The following is a 17,928-nucleotide window of genomic DNA, read 5'->3' as shown; positions in this document are numbered from 1 at the left end:
GAGTTTTAATCTTTAACAAAAAGCCTGTAGATGAAAATCTACAGGCTTTTTTATTATCTTTAGCTTATTGAGTCATCAATTCGCAAACGGTTTATACCAATCAGTATAAGAATTTGATCAGCTCAGAACGATTTTTGGCAAACTAATTCAAGGCGAATAGCTGAAATAATGGTTATTCCCTTATAAAGGTATTCAACGCAGAAGTAGGCTGCCAAAAACGTTCCAGAATGGCGAGTTTTAGCGGTTCTGATGCTGTGACTCTTAATAAACAAAGAGGGAACTTGAACGTAGAACAACTATGCTCTTCATTCGTTGCGAGCTGCATGGATGCAGCGAATGTCATTAAAGCAGGAGCACTTAATGACCTTGCCTCAAAACCGCTAAACTCTCGCTGAATGACTAAATGTTTATACTGATTGGTATTAATATCATAGCGATTAGTATTATTCCTTAACATGAAAGTCGACACTGTACTTCAATAAAAAATCCGCCTCTTTATAATTAGGATAACGCTGTTTCATCGCTGCCATTGCTTCCGCTCTGGAGTCAGTGCTCTCAGTGATTAGCTGAAAATATTCTATATAACCTATCATCTCTGTAAATAATTGGTTGCTTGTCGCATCACCATGACCTGGATAAATAACTAAATCAGAATCGTTATAAGTTTTGTTAAATGCCAACAATTGCGCTTTCCAGTTTTGAATATGCTCATTCGTTACTCCTTGCCCCATCCATAAATGGACCTTGTTATAGCCCAGATCCGAAGTAAATAAGGCATTCAAATCATCAATATAGATAGTTGTAACATGATTTGCCTCAGCAGGTAGATAGTGAGTATCAAGCTTAAGTTCTCCACCGCCTTTGAAGGCCAAGCTATCGCCCGTTATAAGAGTAATATTATTCTCATAGTCAAAACCATCGGGGTTCTTAGCTGATTTAGGTTTTAGCGCAGGTTCGTTTTCTAACCAGCCTACACTTTCCATCCAAGTAGAAAATCCAATGATATCTTTTTTAATGTCCTCATTTGCAACAACTACTTTTACATCAGGAAACGTTTGCATCAGCAAGTTCATACCAATGTAGTGATCAGGATGCCCGTGGCTAATAAGAATATGAGTTAACGGTAACCCTTTAGCTTGAATAACTTTAGCTAACTTTTCAGCTTCAATAGATGAGCGCTGAACATCCATTACAATGAGTGACTTACCATTTGAAAAGAGATAGGAATTAACTGTGGCAGTTTCACCTTTAAATACATCAACTGAGACAGTGGATTCTGCTTGGGCATTAAAGCAACTGACAAACATGAGTCCCGTAAAAACCAACACATTGAACAAATACCTAGCCATAATAAGCGTCCTTTTATTAATGATTTTCCATTGCGATAATCAGCTATAACGCAACATCAGATGGTTGTTGATTGCACATACTTTTCAAAACAACAAAGGTAGATGCTAACTAACCAACTAAAAGGATAGAAGGCATAAGTAGGCTATTCAAGGAGGGCCATAACCCTTAGATAGAAAGAAATGTTTTAGTCGCTTAAAGCCACCTACTAAAGCAGATGTAACCCACGATTTGAAAAAGCTAAAAACTGTCACTGCTACCGCAGAAATGAAACGATACAACACAGTAAGATAGCTTTGATAAATCAAGTCACCTTTGTTATCGCTTATCTTAAAACCTCGAAGCTATTTGCCATTCTTATGATACTTTTTAAGGGTACGCTGTGCTTATTCCTATCTGCACATAACAATTGATGCTCTTTATTTTTTGGCTCACCCACTTGTTGAATTTGAACTTGATAGCCTTCCGCTTTCGCTGCTGTACAGTATCCCTCAAACTCCCACTCTGCCATATTAGTATTATCACAGATCACTACAGGTACTTTATTGGCAATGGCATGTATAAAACGGGTTAAGTTGAGTTGGTGGTATTTAGACAACTCTTTAGGATTAAACTTGTATTGTCCTTCTTGATAAAAAAACTCATCCGTCGAGCAAACTTTCACTCGCTCATCACTTTGTGATTTTGGCAGCCCCTTAATATACTCTTCAACCCAGTAGCTTTTACCACTGCCTGGTAAACCGCGCATAATAATTGCTAAACCTTGGTAATTAGTTTGTCTTGTCATTCGTTTCAGCCCCAAAAGTTTTGCTGTGTGATTGTTACAGCCAATCACTAATTCTAAATATGATTAAGTCTAAATATCGTTACTGACAATTTTGCCGCTAAGAATATCGTCAACAAGTTTAGGTACTAACTCGCTCGCCTTGCCCTCAAGATGATATTGAAACTGACTATGGCGGTCGGCTGCGACTAAGTTAATCTCAACGGTTTGAGCGCCATGATGATTAGCGGTATCTACAAAACCTGCAGCGGGATAAACAGTACCCGATGTACCAATTGCGATAAATAGGTCACAGGTATCAAGCGCGTGCTGAATTCTATCTAAGCCGAACGGCATTTCGCCAAACCACACCACATGGGGCCGCAGACGTTGTGCCGGAATACAACAAGTACAAGTATGCTCTGGTCCAAAAGGCTCCCTAAGCAAAAACGTTTGTTGCGAGCGTGGGCAACGGCCCTTAGAAAGCTCTCCATGCATATGTAACAAACGTCTAGAACCTGCTCTTTCATGTAAGTCATCAATGTTTTGCGTAACGACTAACAATTCGCCTTGAAACTTTTGCTCTAATTTAGCCAGCGCAATATGCCCCGCATTAGGCTCAATTGAGCCATTGTGAAACTGCTGCCACCTGTCGTTATAAAACCCCTCCACCAACTCAGGATTATTTGCATAACCTTCAGGCGTAGCGACCTCTTCAATTTTATGTTCTTCCCATAAACCGTCTTGATCTCTAAAGGTGCGTAATCCAGATTCGGCAGAGATCCCTGCTCCGGTCAATACTACAATCTGCTGGTACATCTACAGTCCTTTTTATTGGTCTTTGTTGCCATTTTGCCTTTTTGTAGTCTTATATGACATTAGGCGTTAGTATAAATGGGTAATAACAATACAAAATGTATGCTTAAATTGCTTGTTTTATATCTAGTTAATAGCTTTTATTTGGTAAAGACGCTTTATTGCTAGATCAAAGGTTTAAGTTTTCATTTTGTACACATATAATGGATTGAATACCCACAAATGAACTGATTAACTTATGGCTAATCGTTCTGCAATCAAGAGACCAATAATGACAGATGGAAATCAAGCGCTAAAGAAAGCGGGTTTGAAAGTGACCTTACCACGAGTCAAAATTTTAGAATTGATGCAAGCGCCAGAGAATCAACATATTAGTGCCGAGGATCTCTATAAAAAGTTACTCGACATGGGTGAAGAGATTGGTCTTGCTACTGTTTATCGTGTTCTAAACCAATTTGATGATGCAGGTATTGTGACTCGTCACCACTTTGAAAGCGGCAAGGCTGTTTTTGAACTTTCATCTCAGCATCACCATGACCATTTAGTATGCCTTTCATGCGGTAAGGTTATTGAGTTTTCTGACGAAATGATTGAACGTCGTCAGGATGAAATCGCGATGAAACATAATATCAAGCTTACCAACCATAGCTTGTACTTATATGGCGTGTGCACTAACGATGAATGTGACCACGGCGACGCGTAAAGCTGCGCTTAAGCCATAAAAAAACCAGCTCTGAGCTGGTTTTTTTATGGCTGTAATATACAAAGCTGTAATCATAGTTTTAATTAATGTCCTTTAATTCAAGGCCCTTAATATGGTCACCTAATTAAAGAGCCTTATCAAAGCACTTTGTGAAATACATTGACCTTGTGACCCATAAATTTATCGCGATTACGCTCTTTCATACCAACTTTTCTAGCAACGCCTTCTGAACCTTTATTACCAAGTAAAATCAAAGCTATTGCTTCATGGATATCATAATTTTTAAAGCAATCTAATGCCGCAGCACCAGCTTCATAACCTATGCCCTGCCCCCAATATTGCGGTAAATAACGATAGCCAAGTTCAACCTCATTAAACTCAGTAATAAATGTTGGCCCACAAAAACCGATCACTTTGCCATCAGCTTTATGCTCTACTGCCCAGCGACCATAGCCGCGTTCTCGATAACTGGTGGAAATGACATTTTCAAAAATTTGCTCTGCCTGACACAATGACGTCATCGGTTCTCCAGGAATATAAGTCAGTACCTCGGGGATACTGTTAAGCAAAAAGATGGCCTTAGTATCTCTTGCTTCAAAATGTCTCAGGATCAGCCTGTCCGTCTCAGTGATAATCACAATAACCTCCTTTTATTCCCTTTACGGGTTATCCACCTAATATACTCACATTTTGTTTAGTTTAGAAAGTATTAAAACATGTTTGCTTAAACGTGCTTAATCGCGTTCAATAAAGCGATACCAATTATAGTCAGCTACAAAGGAATGCTTTATGACAATAATGCAAAAGGTCTATTGGGTCATTGCGACCTTAGGAAATCTGCTTGCTATTAACTATATGCTCAATGCATCAGGCTTATTTGCAAGCTTACTCCTTGTGTGTTCACTCATTTATACTGTTGTTGGCTATTACGATATCCATCATAGCCCGCATACACTCAATCGCCTTTATCCCGTTGTAGCCTACCTGCGTTATTTCCTAGAGTCCTACCGAGTTGAGATCCAGCAGTACTTTATTGCCAACGATACTGAAGAAACCCCATTTAATCGCGAACAACGCTCACTGGTATACCAACGTTCCAAGAATGTAAGAGATACCATCGCCTTTGGAACCCAAAGAAACTTACTAGAAGATAACTACCTCAGCCTGTGGCAATCACTTCATCCTAAAGAAGTCCACGATACCGCCAAGCGCATCAAGATTGGTGGTCCAGATTGTAAGCAGCCCTATCAAGCCTGTTACTTTAATATATCAGCGATGAGTTTTGGCTCACTCAGCGCTAATGCCATTGAATCACTGAATTTAGGCGCACTGAAAGCTGGCTGCTATCACAACACTGGTGAAGGCGGAGTAAGCCCTTATCATTTAAAGCACCAAGGTGACATCGTTTGGCAAATTGGCTCTGGTTTATTTGGTTGCCGGGATGACGCAGGTAACTTTAATCCTGATAGTTTTAGAGCGATGGCGACACAGCCGCAAATCAAAATGATTGAAATTAAGCTCTCCCAAGGTGCAAAGCCAGGACATGGAGGCGTATTACCAGCAGCCAAAATTACTGATGAAATTGCTGCGATTCGCCATATCCCTAAAGATAGAGATTGTGTCTCACCTGCGGTTAATCCTGAATGTACCACACCAAAAGATCTACTTAACTTTGTCACCCGCCTTAGAGAACTTAGTGATGGCAAGCCGGTAGGTTTTAAGTTGTGTCTAGGTAATCCCGTCGAATTTCTAGGATTATGCAAAGCCATGATTGAAACAGGTATCACTCCAGACTTTATCACCGTTGATGGCGCAGAGGGTGGCACAGGCGCGGCTCCGGTTGAATTTACTAATCGCCTCGGTATGATGTGCCTTGAAGCAGTTTATTTTGTCCATAATGCGCTAACTGGCGCAGGGCTTCGCGATAACATAAAAATTATCGCTTCAGGTAAAACGGCATCAAGTTTTGATCTGCTGGCCAAAATCGCAATGGGCGCAGATACCGTCAATGCCGCCCGTACCATGATGCTATCTCTTGGTTGTATTCAATCACGCCACTGTAATACCAACCTTTGCCCTACAGGTATAGCCACACAAGATCCTGCTCGCAGTAAAGCTATAAACGTTATCGACAAGAGTGAACGGGTAAAAAACTATCATCAAAATACCCTTAAGAGTTTCTTTGAATTAGTTGGCAGTATGGGCTTAGACTCGCCAGATAAACTGCAACCACATATGCTTAAACGTCGTACGCCTTACGGTCTGCTCATGTCTGTTGGTAGCCTGATTGAGCCATTACAAAGTAATGATCTCGTTAATGGCGAATCATTAGCAGGGCCATGGAATGAATGGTGGAATATGGCGCAAGCAGAAGACTTTTATTCTGAAGATGTTTATATCTTATCGCCAGCGGAGCTATCAAGGCCCCGTAAGCAAGGCTAAAAATCGCCCTTAGTCATGAATCTTTAACTAGCTTTAGAGTACATTTTAATTACAGCAACGGCCTAATTGTGCTCTAACGCTATCGTTACCCTAAGTGCTACTCTGCATAAACCGACTAAAACTCCTACTTACCGTCTACGAGTAAACCTCTCGCCCACTCGTTGAAAACATTCTAAAGTAATACAGCAAGCCATATACTCATTGTAATCACTGACAGTACTGTCGATAGCACTACTGTACTGGCAACAGCAGATTCAAGTGCCTTTACCTGCATAGCAATCAGATAAGCATTGACTCCTAACGGTGATGCACTTAATAACACCAAAATAGTGAGCTCAACAGCAGGTAGATCAAAAAGGTAATGACCAGTAAGGTAAACACACATGGGTAATAAAAGTAGTTTTATCAATGTCGCGGTTAACGCAAGTTGCCAATCTTTTGCGACTTTATAAAAACTTAGGTTAGCTCCAAGTACAAATAGTGCACAAGCCAAAGCTGGTTGGCTAAGTAAAGTTAAGCCGTTGAATAGATTTTTTTCTAAAGGTACATCTAACAAATTCAGTAATAATCCAGCCGATATACTCAAAACGATAGGATTAAAAATTATGCCTTTTATAAAGAGTTTTAGCTCTGTGCGACTCGACTGCCTAGCACTGATTAAAAATGTCAGCGAAAACAGCATTGCACTATGGAAAGTAATAATCGCGAAAACATTGCCCATTACCTGTTCACCGAGCGCACCAACAATTAACGGCAAGCCGACTAAAATGGTATTCGAATAGCTACACGACAAGCCATATACAGCGCTACTTGCTGGTAAACCTCCGCTCTTTAGACAACTGTACAAAACTGATCCAACAGCAAAAATCATCAATACTGGTAAGTAAAAAGCGAGAAAATGATCAACCACAAAGCTCTTGGCTAGATCTGCTTTATACATGTTAAGGAACAAAAAAGCCGGAATCGATAAGTAGAAAGTAAACAAGCTGATGCCACTGATCTGTGCTTTGTTAAAAGGACCTTTAGCAGTGAGAAAGTAACCTAAGCTGGCCATAAATAGAAGCGGGAAAATAATGGACAGCGTAGACATAGCGTTAAACCTTCAAGCTTGCGATTAAAGCAATGATTTATTAGAAATTATTAGCTAGAAGATGATAACAGAATCGGTTATAGAGATGTTAGCTTCATCGCTTCGATAAAATAAGTATTTTGAAAGCGGAACTATAATGCTGAAGCCGATGGATTTTAAAAAGCAGTAACGCTGTTTTTAAATTTAAGCTACTCCCCTCTATGAAGCGAGCCAATATAACAGCTAACAACGAACATATAGACTTGAAACAACTTACACCTTGTTAATTAATAAAAGCGATAACAGTTTTAGGCGCTCAGCTCATTATTTGCTAGAAATATTTAGCGGAATAATATTACAGAAGATCTCCTTTTCAAACTGCTGCTCAAGACGGTCACGCCAGCACTGTTTGTTAATCGGCACCAAATAAAAATGCTCACGAGAGGTATCGGTGACAAAAGCCAAGTTATGGCGCATCAACTCAAAATGAATATCGTTTACAAAGTCTGAAGAGAAATTCTGACGTCCTGTTAACTGGTTGATATCTTTACGTGTGAGCGCTACGCCCTCTTTCATATCACCAAACCGCAATCGCAACCAATCTGAAAACTCTTTCGCACTAACCATGGACATAAAAGTTACCTACAAGTTCCCTATAGATAAATTAGGTATAACAGATTGCTAAGACTACGCCATTATTTCGCTTAAATAAGCCGCATTTATCGCCATTCGTTCTAGTTAGTGGAATATGTGTGAAATTAAACTCTAAAAATAACCTGCAAAATCTTCATTTTTACACTCAGAGATGTACTTAAAAAGTATTTAGCAAGCAATAAAAAAGGCGCTCAAGGCGCCTTTTCAACTAGATTGATTTATTACCAACCTGTTTTAGTGCGTAGTGCCTTACCGATGTCAGCAAGTGAACGTACAGTCGTTACGCCAGCGGCTTCAAGAGCCGCAAACTTATCTTCTGCAGTACCTTTACCACCAGCGATAATTGCGCCAGCATGGCCCATACGTTTGCCTTCAGGTGCAGTAACACCAGCAATGTATGAAACAACAGGCTTAGTAACGTTAGCCTTGATGTATTCAGCCGCTTCTTCTTCAGCAGTACCACCAATCTCACCAATCATTACGATTGCTTCTGTTAGTGGATCGTTTTGGAACATTTCCAATACATCGATGAAGTTAGTACCTGGAATTGGATCACCACCAATACCAACACAAGTAGACTGCCCGAAACCTTCGTCAGTTGTTTGCTTAACCGCTTCGTACGTTAATGTACCAGAGCGAGAAACAATACCCACTTTACCAGGCTTGTGGATGTGGCCAGGCATAATACCAATCTTACACTCACCCGGAGTGATAACTCCTGGGCAGTTTGGACCAATCATGCGTACGCCAGTTTCTTCAAGCTTAACTTTAACTTGAAGCATATCTAACGTTGGGATCCCTTCCGTAATACAAACGATTAGCTCAATGCCACCGTCGATTGCTTCTAGAATTGCATCTTTACAGAAAGGTGCTGGTACGTAGATAACTGATGCAGTTGCACCTGTTACTTCTACCGCATCTTTAACAGTGTTAAACACTGGCAGACCAAGGTGAGTTTGACCACCTTTTCCTGGAGATACACCACCAACCATCTGAGTACCATAAGCAATTGCTTGCTCAGAGTGGAAAGTACCTTGACCGCCGGTGAAACCTTGACAGATAACTTTAGTATCTTTGTTAATTAATACAGACATTATTTGCCCTCCGCAGCAGCTACAACTTTAACAGCAGCGTCAGTTAGCGACTCTGCAGCAATAATGTCAAGACCTGAGCTTGCCAATACATCGCGACCTAGGTCAGCGTTAGTACCTTCAAGACGCACAACTACAGGCACTTCAACACCCACTTCTTTAACTGCGCCTATGATGCCTTCAGCAATCATGTCACAACGTACGATACCACCAAAGATGTTCACTAGAACCGCTTTAACGTTATCGTCAGATAGGATGATCTTAAATGCTTCAGCAACACGTTCTTTAGTTGCTCCACCACCAACGTCTAGGAAGTTAGCAGGCTTGCCACCATGTAGGTTTACGATATCCATCGTACCCATTGCTAGGCCAGCACCGTTAACCATGCAGCCAACGTTTCCGTCTAGTGCAACATAGTTAAGCTCGAACTTAGCCGCATGTGCTTCACGTGCATCATCTTGTGATGGATCGTGCATTTCACGGATTTTTGGTTGACGGAATAGCGCATTACCATCGATACCAATCTTGCCATCAAGACAGTGAATGTTGCCTTCGTCAGTGATAACAAGCGGGTTGATTTCAAGTAGTGCGAAATCGTGATCTTCAAACATTTTCGCTAAGCCCATAAAGACTTTAGTGAACTGCTTCATTTGAGTTGGGTTTAAACCTAACTTAAAGCCAAGATCACGAGCCTGGTATGGTTGTGGACCTGTTAGTGGGTCAATAATCGCTTTGTGGATTAGCTCTGGCGTTTCTTCAGCCACAGTTTCAATTTCCACACCACCTTCAGTAGATGCCATAAACACAACGCGACGTGTCGCACGGTCTACAACTGCACCTAGGTATAATTCATTTGCAATGTCAGTGCAGCTTTCTACTAAGATTTTAGCAACTGGCTGACCTTTCTCGTCAGTTTGGTAAGTCACAAGGTTCTTACCTAACCAATGTTCAGCGAATGCGCGGATCTCTTCTTTATCTCCAGTGACTTTAACGCCACCTGCTTTACCACGGCCGCCAGCGTGTACTTGACACTTAACAACCCACATATCACCGCCAATATGGCCCGCTGCTTCTACTGCTTCTTGGGCAGTATCACATGCAAAACCTTCTGACACTGGTAAACCATATTCGGCAAATAGAGATTTTGCCTGATATTCATGCAAATTCATGATGATCTATCCATTATACTTCTTGTGTATTTCAACAGGCCCAAACGGGCCTGCACGAGGGTATTGTTTGTTCTTGGCCTAAAGGTCAAGTAACAAACGAGTTGGATCTTCTAGGAAGTCTTTAATAGCTACCAAGTAACCAACTGATTCACGACCATCTACAATACGGTGATCGTAAGAAAGCGCTAGGTACATCATAGGCAGGATTTCAACCTGACCATTTACTGCCATTGGGCGATCTTTAATGGCATGCATGCCTAAGATTGCGCTCTGTGGCAAATTCAAAATTGGCGTCGACATTAGCGAGCCAAACACACCACCGTTAGTCACAGTGAAGTTACCGCCAGTCATATCATCAACGGTAAGCTTGCCGTCACGACCTTTAATCGCAAGTTCACGAACGTTACGTTCGATGTCAGCAAGGCTCATCTTGTCTGTATCGCGGAGAACTGGTGTTACAAGGCCACGAGGAGTTGATACAGCGATGCTCACATCAAAGTAGTTGTGGTAAACAATGTCGTCACCATCAATTGATGCGTTCACTTCTGGGAAACGCTTAAGCGCTTCAGTTACTGCTTTCACATAGAAAGACATGAAACCTAAGCGAATGCCGTGGCGCTTTTCGAAAATCTCTTGATACTGCTTACGAATATCCATAATCGGCTTCATGTTCACTTCGTTAAACGTCGTTAACATGGCCGTTGAGTTTTTCGCTTCAAGCAGACGATTAGCAATCGTTTTACGAAGGCGTGTCATAGGAACACGCTTTTCGCTGCGCTCTGCAAGTGGTGCAACCGCTGCTGGAGCCGTTGCCGCAGGCGCTGATGCTGCAGGCTTGTTCTTCACAAACGCTTCAACATCTTCTTTAGTAATACGTCCACCAACACCCGTACCTTTAACGGCATTGGCATCAACATTATGCTCTGCTATCAAACGACGTACTGATGGGCTTAGCGCATCATTAGACTCATCTGTTACTTCGGCAACTGGAGCTGAAGCTTCAGCTTGTGCTTTAGTCACTTCTTGCCCTGCTACTGCGCCCGCAACAAAACTTGCGATAACGGCTTCACCAAGAACAGTGTCACCTTCTTCGGCTAGAAATTCAGAAATTTGACCATCTTCTGGTGCAACAACTTCTAAAACCACTTTATCAGTTTCAATATCAACAAGGATTTGATCACGAGAAACTTGCTCGCCAGCTTGAACATGCCAAGTCGCAATAGTTGCATCAGCAACAGATTCTGGCAGTACGGGTACCTTAATTTCGATACTCATGGATTACGATCCTTCTTATATAATGTTCTATTACTACAGCTTTAATGCACTGTTGATTAATGATTCTTGTTGCTGAGCGTGCAATGCAGGGTAACCACATGCTGGCGCAGCTGAGGCTTCACGACCGGCGTAGCTCAATTGAGCTCCTGCAGGAATGACGCTCCAGAAATGGTGTTGACTACAATACCAAGCACCTTGGTTTTGTGGCTCTTCTTGACACCAAACGAAATCTTTAACGTGGCTATATTCAGCAAGGGCGGCTGCCGCTTCTTCATGTGGGAACGGATATAACTGCTCTACACGAATTAGTGCCACATTCTCTAAGCCTTCTTTGCGACGACGCTCAAGCAGCTCAAAGTAAACCTTTCCGCTACAAAATACGACTCTATCGACTTTACTTGCATTTAATTCATCAATCTCGCCGATAATGTTCTGGAATGAACCTTCAGCAAGTTCTTCCATACTTGAAACGGCAAGTGGATGACGCAGTAATGACTTAGGTGACATAACCACCAATGGACGACGCATAGGACGTACCACCTGACGACGCAACATGTGATAAACCTGTGCAGGTGTCGATGGCACACAAACTTGCATATTGTGGTTAGCGCAAAGCTGCAAGAAACGTTCTAGACGGGCGCTTGAGTGTTCAGGTCCCTGACCTTCATAACCATGAGGTAATAGCATTGTAAGACCACATAGACGTCCCCACTTTTGCTCACCTGATGATAAGAACTGATCAATTACCACCTGAGCACAGTTAGCAAAATCACCAAACTGTGCTTCCCATAAGGTAAGGCCTAAAGGTTCAGCTGTTGCGTAACCATATTCAAATGCCAATACTGATGCTTCAGATAATACTGAGTCAGTAATATCAATCGGCCCTTGCTCATCAGCGATATTACGCAGCGGCATATACGCCGTTGCATCGTTTTGATTGTGCAATACAGCATGACGGTGGAAGAAAGTACCGCGCCCCGAGTCTTGACCTGTAATACGAATACGCTTGTTATCTTCAAGAATCGATGCATAAGCTAATGTTTCAGCAAAGCCCCAATCAAGTAGCTTTTCGCCAGAGGCCATGGCTAAACGATCTTTATAAATCTTGGCAACGCGTGACTGCAGTTTATGGCTTTCTGGTACATAACTGATTTTATCAGCAAGGTTTTTAATGCGATCAATCGACATCTGAGCATCGTAAGCATCATCCCACTCTGCGCCGATGTATGGGCTCCAATCAACTGAGTGCAGCGTCATTGGGCGCCACTCTTTAACCACACAATCACCACCATCTAATGCATCTCGATAATCGTTAACCATAGAGGTCACGTCATCGCTTCCTAAAGTGCTTTCAGCAATTAGGCGGTCTGCATAGATCTTTCTTGGTGTTGGGTGCTTTTTGATTTTTGCGTACATCAAAGGCTGTGTTGCGCTTGGCTCATCGGCTTCGTTATGACCATGGCGGCGATAACAAACTAAATCAATCACCACATCGCGCTTAAACTCGTTACGGTAATCAACTGCAAGCTGTGACACAAAAGCAACCGCTTCTGGATCATCGGCATTAACGTGGAAAATCGGTGCCTGCACCATTTTCGCGATATCTGTACAGTACTCAGTTGAACGCACATCTTCAGTTAAGTTAGTGGTAAAACCAACTTGATTGTTGACTACGATGCGGATACTGCCGCCAACCTTAAAGCCACGTGTTTGAGACATGTTAAAGGTTTCTTGCACAATGCCCTGACCGGTAATTGCCGAGTCACCGTGAATGGTAATTGGCATCACTTGTTGGCCGGTCTTACAACCGCGGCGATCTAGTCGTGCGCGTACAGAACCGATAACCACGGGATTAACAATCTCAAGGTGAGATGGGTTAAAGGCAAGCGCTAGGTGGACATTGCCACCTGGAGTTTCAAAATCTGATGAGAAACCTTGGTGATATTTAACATCACCACTACCGTTTAATTCACTGTGCTTCCCGGCAAATTCATCAAATAGTTCTGATGGTTTTTTACCTAGAATGTTAACCAGCACATTCAAACGACCGCGGTGCGCCATACCAATAACCACTTCTTTGGTACCTGCATCACCTGCGCGGTAGATGATTTCACGCATCATAGGTACTAGCGCATCACCGCCTTCTAATGAGAAGCGTTTTGCACCAGGGAACTTAGCGCCTAGGTATTTTTCCATACCTTCTGCAGCGTTAAGGCCTTCAAGAATGCGGGTTTTGTCGGATTTAGAGTAATTTGCAGCACCAAGAGATGGTTCTAAACGTTGTTGGATCCAACGTTTCTCATCAGTGTCAGTAATATGCATATACTCAGCACCGATAGAACCACAATAGGTCGTTTTCAGTGCTTTAACGAGATCTTCAAGCTTCATGGTTTCGCCACCATGAGCAAACGAGCCCGTATTAAACTGGCGCTGCATATCATCGCTATCTAAGCCATGAAATGCTGGGTCTAACTCAGATACCTTGTCACGCTTCCAAATATCAAGCGGATCTAAGTTGGCATTCTGATGACCACGGAAACGGTGCGCGTTAATTAACTGTAGGACTTTAACTTGTTTTGCATCGACTTCATGGTCGGTCACCTTAGGTGAGCCTTTTTGACGTCCTTCTAATGCAAGACTACGAAAATAGTCACGTACTTTAGAGTGGGCAGCTTCAGGTATATCTTTCGATGTACCATTAACTAGAGGGAGGTTATCAAACACGACACGCCAGTCTTCAGTTACTGACTGCGGATCGACTTGATAGGCTTCATACATCTCTTCTACATAGGTCGAATTCGCGCCATTAAGGTGTGACGATTCGAGCCAGGCTTTCATGATGCCTTGGTGCATTTCTATTCCTTTCAAACTGTATACACGTGCTTAGCCAAAGTCATAAATACAGACAGTAAGAATAAACTCTAACTCTCTGTAATCTCTGTAGCCCCTAGAGTTCCAGATCTTATTTATATTTGTCTTCCTTGACACAAAAAGAGTCACTCTCCACATAGGAAAGTGACTCATATAGAGCTATATCAATATCGGCTCTTGGTACTGCATTTAAACGGCTCTCTGCAGCAACATAGACTTAATATGTCCAATTGCTTTAGTTGGATTAAGCCCTTTAGGACAAACATCAACACAGTTCATGATGCCGTGGCAGCGGAATACGCTGTACGCATCATCAAGACCTGATAAACGCTCCTCAGTTGCCGTATCACGGCTATCAATCAAGAAACGATAAGCGTGCAATAGGCCACTTGGTCCAATGAACTTATCAGGGTTCCACCAGAACGAAGGACAAGCCGTAGAACAACATGCACACATGATGCACTCATAAAGTCCATCTAAATGCTCGCGCTCTTCAGGAGATTGCAGATGTTCACGCGCAGGCGTTTTCTCATCGTTAATCAAGAAAGGCTTAATCTTTTCATACTGGGTGTAGAACTGAGTCAAATCAACAATCAAATCACGTACTACTGGCATACCTGGCAATGGACGGATTTCAATCTTTTTACCCTTGAAGGTAGAAACAGGCGTGATACACGCTAGGCCGTTTTTACCGTTCATGTTGATACCGTCACTACCACATACACCTTCACGGCATGAACGTCTAAACGCCAGTGTCGGATCTTGTTCTTTTAGCTTTAAAAGTGCATCAAGGACCATCATGTCGGTACCTTCTTGAACTTCTACGCTGTAATCCTTCATGTATGGCTTAGTGTCTACATCAGGATTGTAGCGATAAACTGCAAATTCCAATTTCATCGGGCCTTCTCCTTAGTAGGTACGCTTAATTGGCGGGAATGCATCACGAAGTTTTGGCTCCATGTTGACATCACGCTTAGTCATAAGCTCGGTTACTGGGTCATAAATACTGTGACATAACCAGTTATCATCATCTCGATCTAAGTAATCTTCACGAGAGTGTGCGCCGCGACTTTCAGTACGGAAGTTCGCCGCTGTAGCCGTCGCAATCGCAGTGGCCATCAAGTTATCTAACTCTAAACATTCAATACGTTGAGTATTAAATTCAGTTGAGTTGTCAGAAAGCTTGGCATTGGCTAAACGCTCACGAATCGCTTTAAGCTCTTTAAGGCCTTCAGCCATTGCATCACCACTTCTAAATACTGAGAAGTTAAGCTGCATACAAAGCTGTAGATCTTTACGGATAACCGTTGGATCTTCACCGTCTTTATTGCTTTCCCAGCGATTTAGGCGAGCAAGTGATGCGTTAATTTCAGCTTCTGTTGCGTCTTTTGCAATCGGAGTCGCATCTAGTGCCTTACCTAAATGTTGACCTGCTGCACGTCCAAATACTACAAGATCTAACAATGAGTTACCACCCAATCGGTTAGCTCCGTGTACCGATACGCACGCAATTTCACCAACCGCAAATAGACCCGTTACATCTTCTTCTGTGCCATCGCTATTTTGGCGAATAACTTGACCACTTACTTTAGCTGGCAAGCCACCCATCATGTAATGACAAGTCGGCAATACTGGGATTGGACCGTCTGCTGGATCAATATGTGCGAATGTACGTGATAGTTCACAAACACCAGGAAGACGAGCTTCAAGAGTTTCTTTACCTAAGTGATCAAGCTTAAGCAAACAGTGCGGGCCTAATGGACCATCAAGACCACGTCCTTCGCGGATTTCTGTCATCATTGAACGTGCGACTACGTCACGTGATGCCAAATCTTTTGCGTTAGGTGCGTAACGCTCCATAAAGCGCTCGCCGTCTTTGTTTAGTAGGTATCCACCTTCACCACGACAACCTTCAGTTACAAGTACACCAGCGCCAGCAATACCCGTTGGGTGGAACTGCCACATTTCCATGTCTTGCATCTGCACGCCAGCGCGCATCGCCATACCCACACCATCACCAGTGTTAATATGTGCGTTTGTGGTAGAAGCGTAAATACGCCCTGCACCACCCGTCGCTAGAATTGTCGCTTTAGCTTTGAAGTAAACAATTTCACCGGTTTCAATTTCAATTGCAGTACAACCAACAATCACACCGTCTTCATTTTTGACTAAATCAAGTGCATACCACTCAGAGAAGACTTCAGTCTTATGTTTAACGTTTTGTTGATACAGGCAGTGCAGTAATGCGTGACCAGTACGGTCGGCAGCTGCCGCTGTACGAGCAGCTTGCTCACCACCAAAGTTTTTAGACTGACCACCAAACGGACGTTGGTAGATTTTGCCGTTTTCGAAACGTGAGAATGGTAGTCCCATATGCTCAAGTTCGATAACTGCTTCTGGGCCAGTTTTACACATAAACTCAATCGCTTCTTGGTCACCGATAAAATCAGAACCTTTCACGGTATCGTACATGTGTTGTTCCCAGTGATCTTCGTGGGCGTTGCCCAGTGCTACAGTAATACCACCCTGCGCAGATACAGTATGAGAACGAGTTGGGAATACTTTAGATAAAAGCGCACAGCTTTTACCTTCTTTAGAGATCTGTAGAGCGGCTCGCATACCGGCGCCACCTGCACCGATCACAACCGCGTCAAATTCGCGAACTGGAATAGCCACTTAAACACCCCACACTATCAAAATGCCTGCTGCCAAATAACTGAAGGCTGCTACGACAAAAACAAACTGAAGTACACCACGTAGAGAAACACTCTTTACATAATCTGTTAGGACTTGCCAAATACCAATCCAGGCATGAACCAGTACTGCGACAAGGGCAAGTATTGTAAAGACTTTCATTGGCAATGCGCTAAATAAGCCATGCCATGCGTCATAGGTTAGTGGAGAGCTACATGCAATAAATCCAACCAAAAAGATGGTGTAACAGGCTAGGACTACGGCACTTGCACGTATAAGAATAAAGTCATGGACACCGCTGCGACCAAGACTTGCTGCGTTAGTTACCATACCCAAATCCCCGCAATAATTGAAAACACTACTGCCAATGCAATAGCGACTTTAGCCGAAGAAACACCAGAAGAGAGTTCTTCCCAGTAGCCAGCATCCATCACTAAGTGGCGAATACCCACTATCAAGTGATAACCCAGCGCGGTAAGAATTCCCCAAATGATGAACTTAACGACGAAGTTATCAAAAAGAGATTGGACGCCTGCGAAACTCTCGGCTGATGCTAAAGATTCATTCAACAACCAGATAAGAATTCCAACGGCAAACAGCATGATGACGCCCGATACACGATGAAGAATGGACGCAATAGCTGTTGCAGGGAAGCGTATGGTCTGCAGATCTAAATGGACAGGTCTTTGCTTTTTCACGTTCTGCTCACTCTGCTCAATTGAGCTAATTTTTGTTATACGAACCGCTTTTGCTTAAATTCTAAACAGTGATTCAGATCACGGTTTAGAACTTTTACAAAAGAAAACTTGAAACAAACATTTAACAGATTTAGCAACCACTAATTAAGCGTGTAAACAAGTGATAACTTATCGCTAATGTGTGCAGCTCTTCTGAGCTGCGGCAAGTATACGTGGGTGAAATGTCAAATACAAACATCACATTATGCAAATTTTGTTTTTTTGGTAAAAAAATCTGCCAAGCGCCTACTGGCACAAGCACTTAAGCAAAAATAAGACCATGGTCTAACAAATTTA

16 protein-coding genes are annotated in these 17,928 nt (G+C 42.6%); 2 read left to right on the top strand and 14 right to left on the bottom strand.

Features of this window, described 5'->3' with window-relative positions; genetic code table 11:
- Window positions 1-443: 443 nt before the first annotated feature.
- The 3 genes from MSG37_RS17370 to cobB all read right to left on the bottom strand — a co-directional run bounded on the left by MSG37_RS17370 (window position 444) and on the right by cobB (window position 2,929).
- Complete coding sequence (locus MSG37_RS17370) at window positions 444-1,349, bottom strand: MBL fold metallo-hydrolase (protein WP_248471933.1); 906 nt, start codon at window positions 1,347-1,349, stop codon at window positions 444-446.
- Between the two features lie 323 nt (window positions 1,350-1,672).
- Window positions 1,673-2,134 (bottom strand): AAA family ATPase, encoded by a 462-nt coding sequence (locus tag MSG37_RS17365; protein ID WP_248471932.1) that lies wholly within the window; start codon window positions 2,132-2,134, stop codon window positions 1,673-1,675.
- A 69-nt stretch (window positions 2,135-2,203) separates the two neighbouring features.
- Entirely contained in the window at window positions 2,204-2,929 is a 726-nt protein-coding gene (gene cobB, locus MSG37_RS17360) for a Sir2 family NAD+-dependent deacetylase (RefSeq protein ID WP_248471931.1), read from the bottom strand.
- A 268-nt stretch (window positions 2,930-3,197) separates the two neighbouring features.
- Between cobB and fur the strand changes: the two genes are divergently transcribed.
- Complete coding sequence (gene fur, locus MSG37_RS17355) at window positions 3,198-3,629, top strand: ferric iron uptake transcriptional regulator (protein WP_220781983.1); 432 nt, start codon at window positions 3,198-3,200, stop codon at window positions 3,627-3,629.
- Window positions 3,630-3,766: 137 nt separating this feature from the next.
- Here fur and MSG37_RS17350 read toward each other — a convergent pair whose 3' ends face one another.
- A complete protein-coding gene (locus tag MSG37_RS17350) occupies window positions 3,767-4,267 on the bottom strand; it encodes a GNAT family N-acetyltransferase (protein WP_248471930.1) in 501 nt (166 codons plus the stop codon).
- Window positions 4,268-4,418: 151 nt separating this feature from the next.
- Between MSG37_RS17350 and MSG37_RS17345 the strand changes: the two genes are divergently transcribed.
- The gene (locus MSG37_RS17345) at window positions 4,419-6,071 is read left to right on the top strand and encodes an FMN-binding glutamate synthase family protein (protein WP_248471929.1); all 1,653 of its coding nucleotides are present in this window, start codon (window positions 4,419-4,421) and stop codon (window positions 6,069-6,071) included.
- 172 nt (window positions 6,072-6,243) lie between these two features.
- Here the strand turns inward: MSG37_RS17345 and MSG37_RS17340 are convergent, their stop codons facing one another.
- The 10 genes from MSG37_RS17340 to sdhC form a co-directional block, all read right to left on the bottom strand.
- The gene (locus tag MSG37_RS17340) at window positions 6,244-7,161 is read right to left on the bottom strand and encodes an AEC family transporter (RefSeq protein ID WP_248471928.1); all 918 of its coding nucleotides are present in this window, start codon (window positions 7,159-7,161) and stop codon (window positions 6,244-6,246) included.
- Between the two features lie 303 nt (window positions 7,162-7,464).
- On the bottom strand, window positions 7,465-7,773 hold the full coding sequence (locus tag MSG37_RS17335; RefSeq protein WP_248471927.1) for a hypothetical protein: 309 nt from the start codon (window positions 7,771-7,773) through the stop codon (window positions 7,465-7,467).
- Between the two features lie 242 nt (window positions 7,774-8,015).
- Window positions 8,016-8,888 (bottom strand): succinate--CoA ligase subunit alpha, encoded by an 873-nt coding sequence (sucD, locus tag MSG37_RS17330; protein WP_248471926.1) that lies wholly within the window; start codon window positions 8,886-8,888, stop codon window positions 8,016-8,018.
- Window positions 8,888-10,054, bottom strand: a complete 1,167-nt coding sequence (gene sucC, locus MSG37_RS17325; protein ID WP_028766998.1) for an ADP-forming succinate--CoA ligase subunit beta — start codon at window positions 10,052-10,054, stop codon at window positions 8,888-8,890. Before sucC ends, sucD begins: the two co-directional genes overlap by 1 nt.
- A gap of 78 nt (window positions 10,055-10,132) precedes the next feature.
- Window positions 10,133-11,329 carry a 2-oxoglutarate dehydrogenase complex dihydrolipoyllysine-residue succinyltransferase gene (odhB, locus tag MSG37_RS17320; RefSeq protein WP_248471925.1) on the bottom strand — a complete coding sequence of 399 codons (1,197 nt, stop codon included), beginning with the start codon at window positions 11,327-11,329 and terminating at the stop codon, window positions 10,133-10,135.
- A gap of 33 nt (window positions 11,330-11,362) precedes the next feature.
- On the bottom strand, window positions 11,363-14,182 hold the full coding sequence (sucA, locus tag MSG37_RS17315; RefSeq protein ID WP_248471924.1) for a 2-oxoglutarate dehydrogenase E1 component: 2,820 nt from the start codon (window positions 14,180-14,182) through the stop codon (window positions 11,363-11,365).
- Window positions 14,183-14,389: 207 nt separating this feature from the next.
- Window positions 14,390-15,097, bottom strand: coding sequence for a succinate dehydrogenase iron-sulfur subunit (locus tag MSG37_RS17310; RefSeq protein ID WP_248471923.1), 708 nt, complete (start codon window positions 15,095-15,097; stop codon window positions 14,390-14,392).
- A gap of 12 nt (window positions 15,098-15,109) precedes the next feature.
- Window positions 15,110-16,876: a succinate dehydrogenase flavoprotein subunit gene (gene sdhA, locus MSG37_RS17305; RefSeq protein ID WP_248471922.1), complete on the bottom strand. Its 1,767-nt coding sequence runs from the start codon at window positions 16,874-16,876 to the stop codon at window positions 15,110-15,112.
- Window positions 16,877-17,224, bottom strand: coding sequence for a succinate dehydrogenase, hydrophobic membrane anchor protein (sdhD, locus tag MSG37_RS17300; protein ID WP_248471921.1), 348 nt, complete (start codon window positions 17,222-17,224; stop codon window positions 16,877-16,879).
- Entirely contained in the window at window positions 17,218-17,613 is a 396-nt protein-coding gene (sdhC, locus tag MSG37_RS17295; protein ID WP_248471991.1) for a succinate dehydrogenase cytochrome b556 subunit, read from the bottom strand. Before sdhC ends, sdhD begins: the two co-directional genes overlap by 7 nt.
- Window positions 17,614-17,928: the final 315 nt, after the last annotated feature.

Source organism: Shewanella sp. 1CM18E (genome assembly GCF_023161665.1).
Classification (GTDB): domain Bacteria; phylum Pseudomonadota; class Gammaproteobacteria; order Enterobacterales; family Shewanellaceae; genus Shewanella.
The sequence above is the reverse complement of the archived record's forward strand: the minus strand, read 5'-3'. Positions and strand labels throughout refer to the sequence as shown.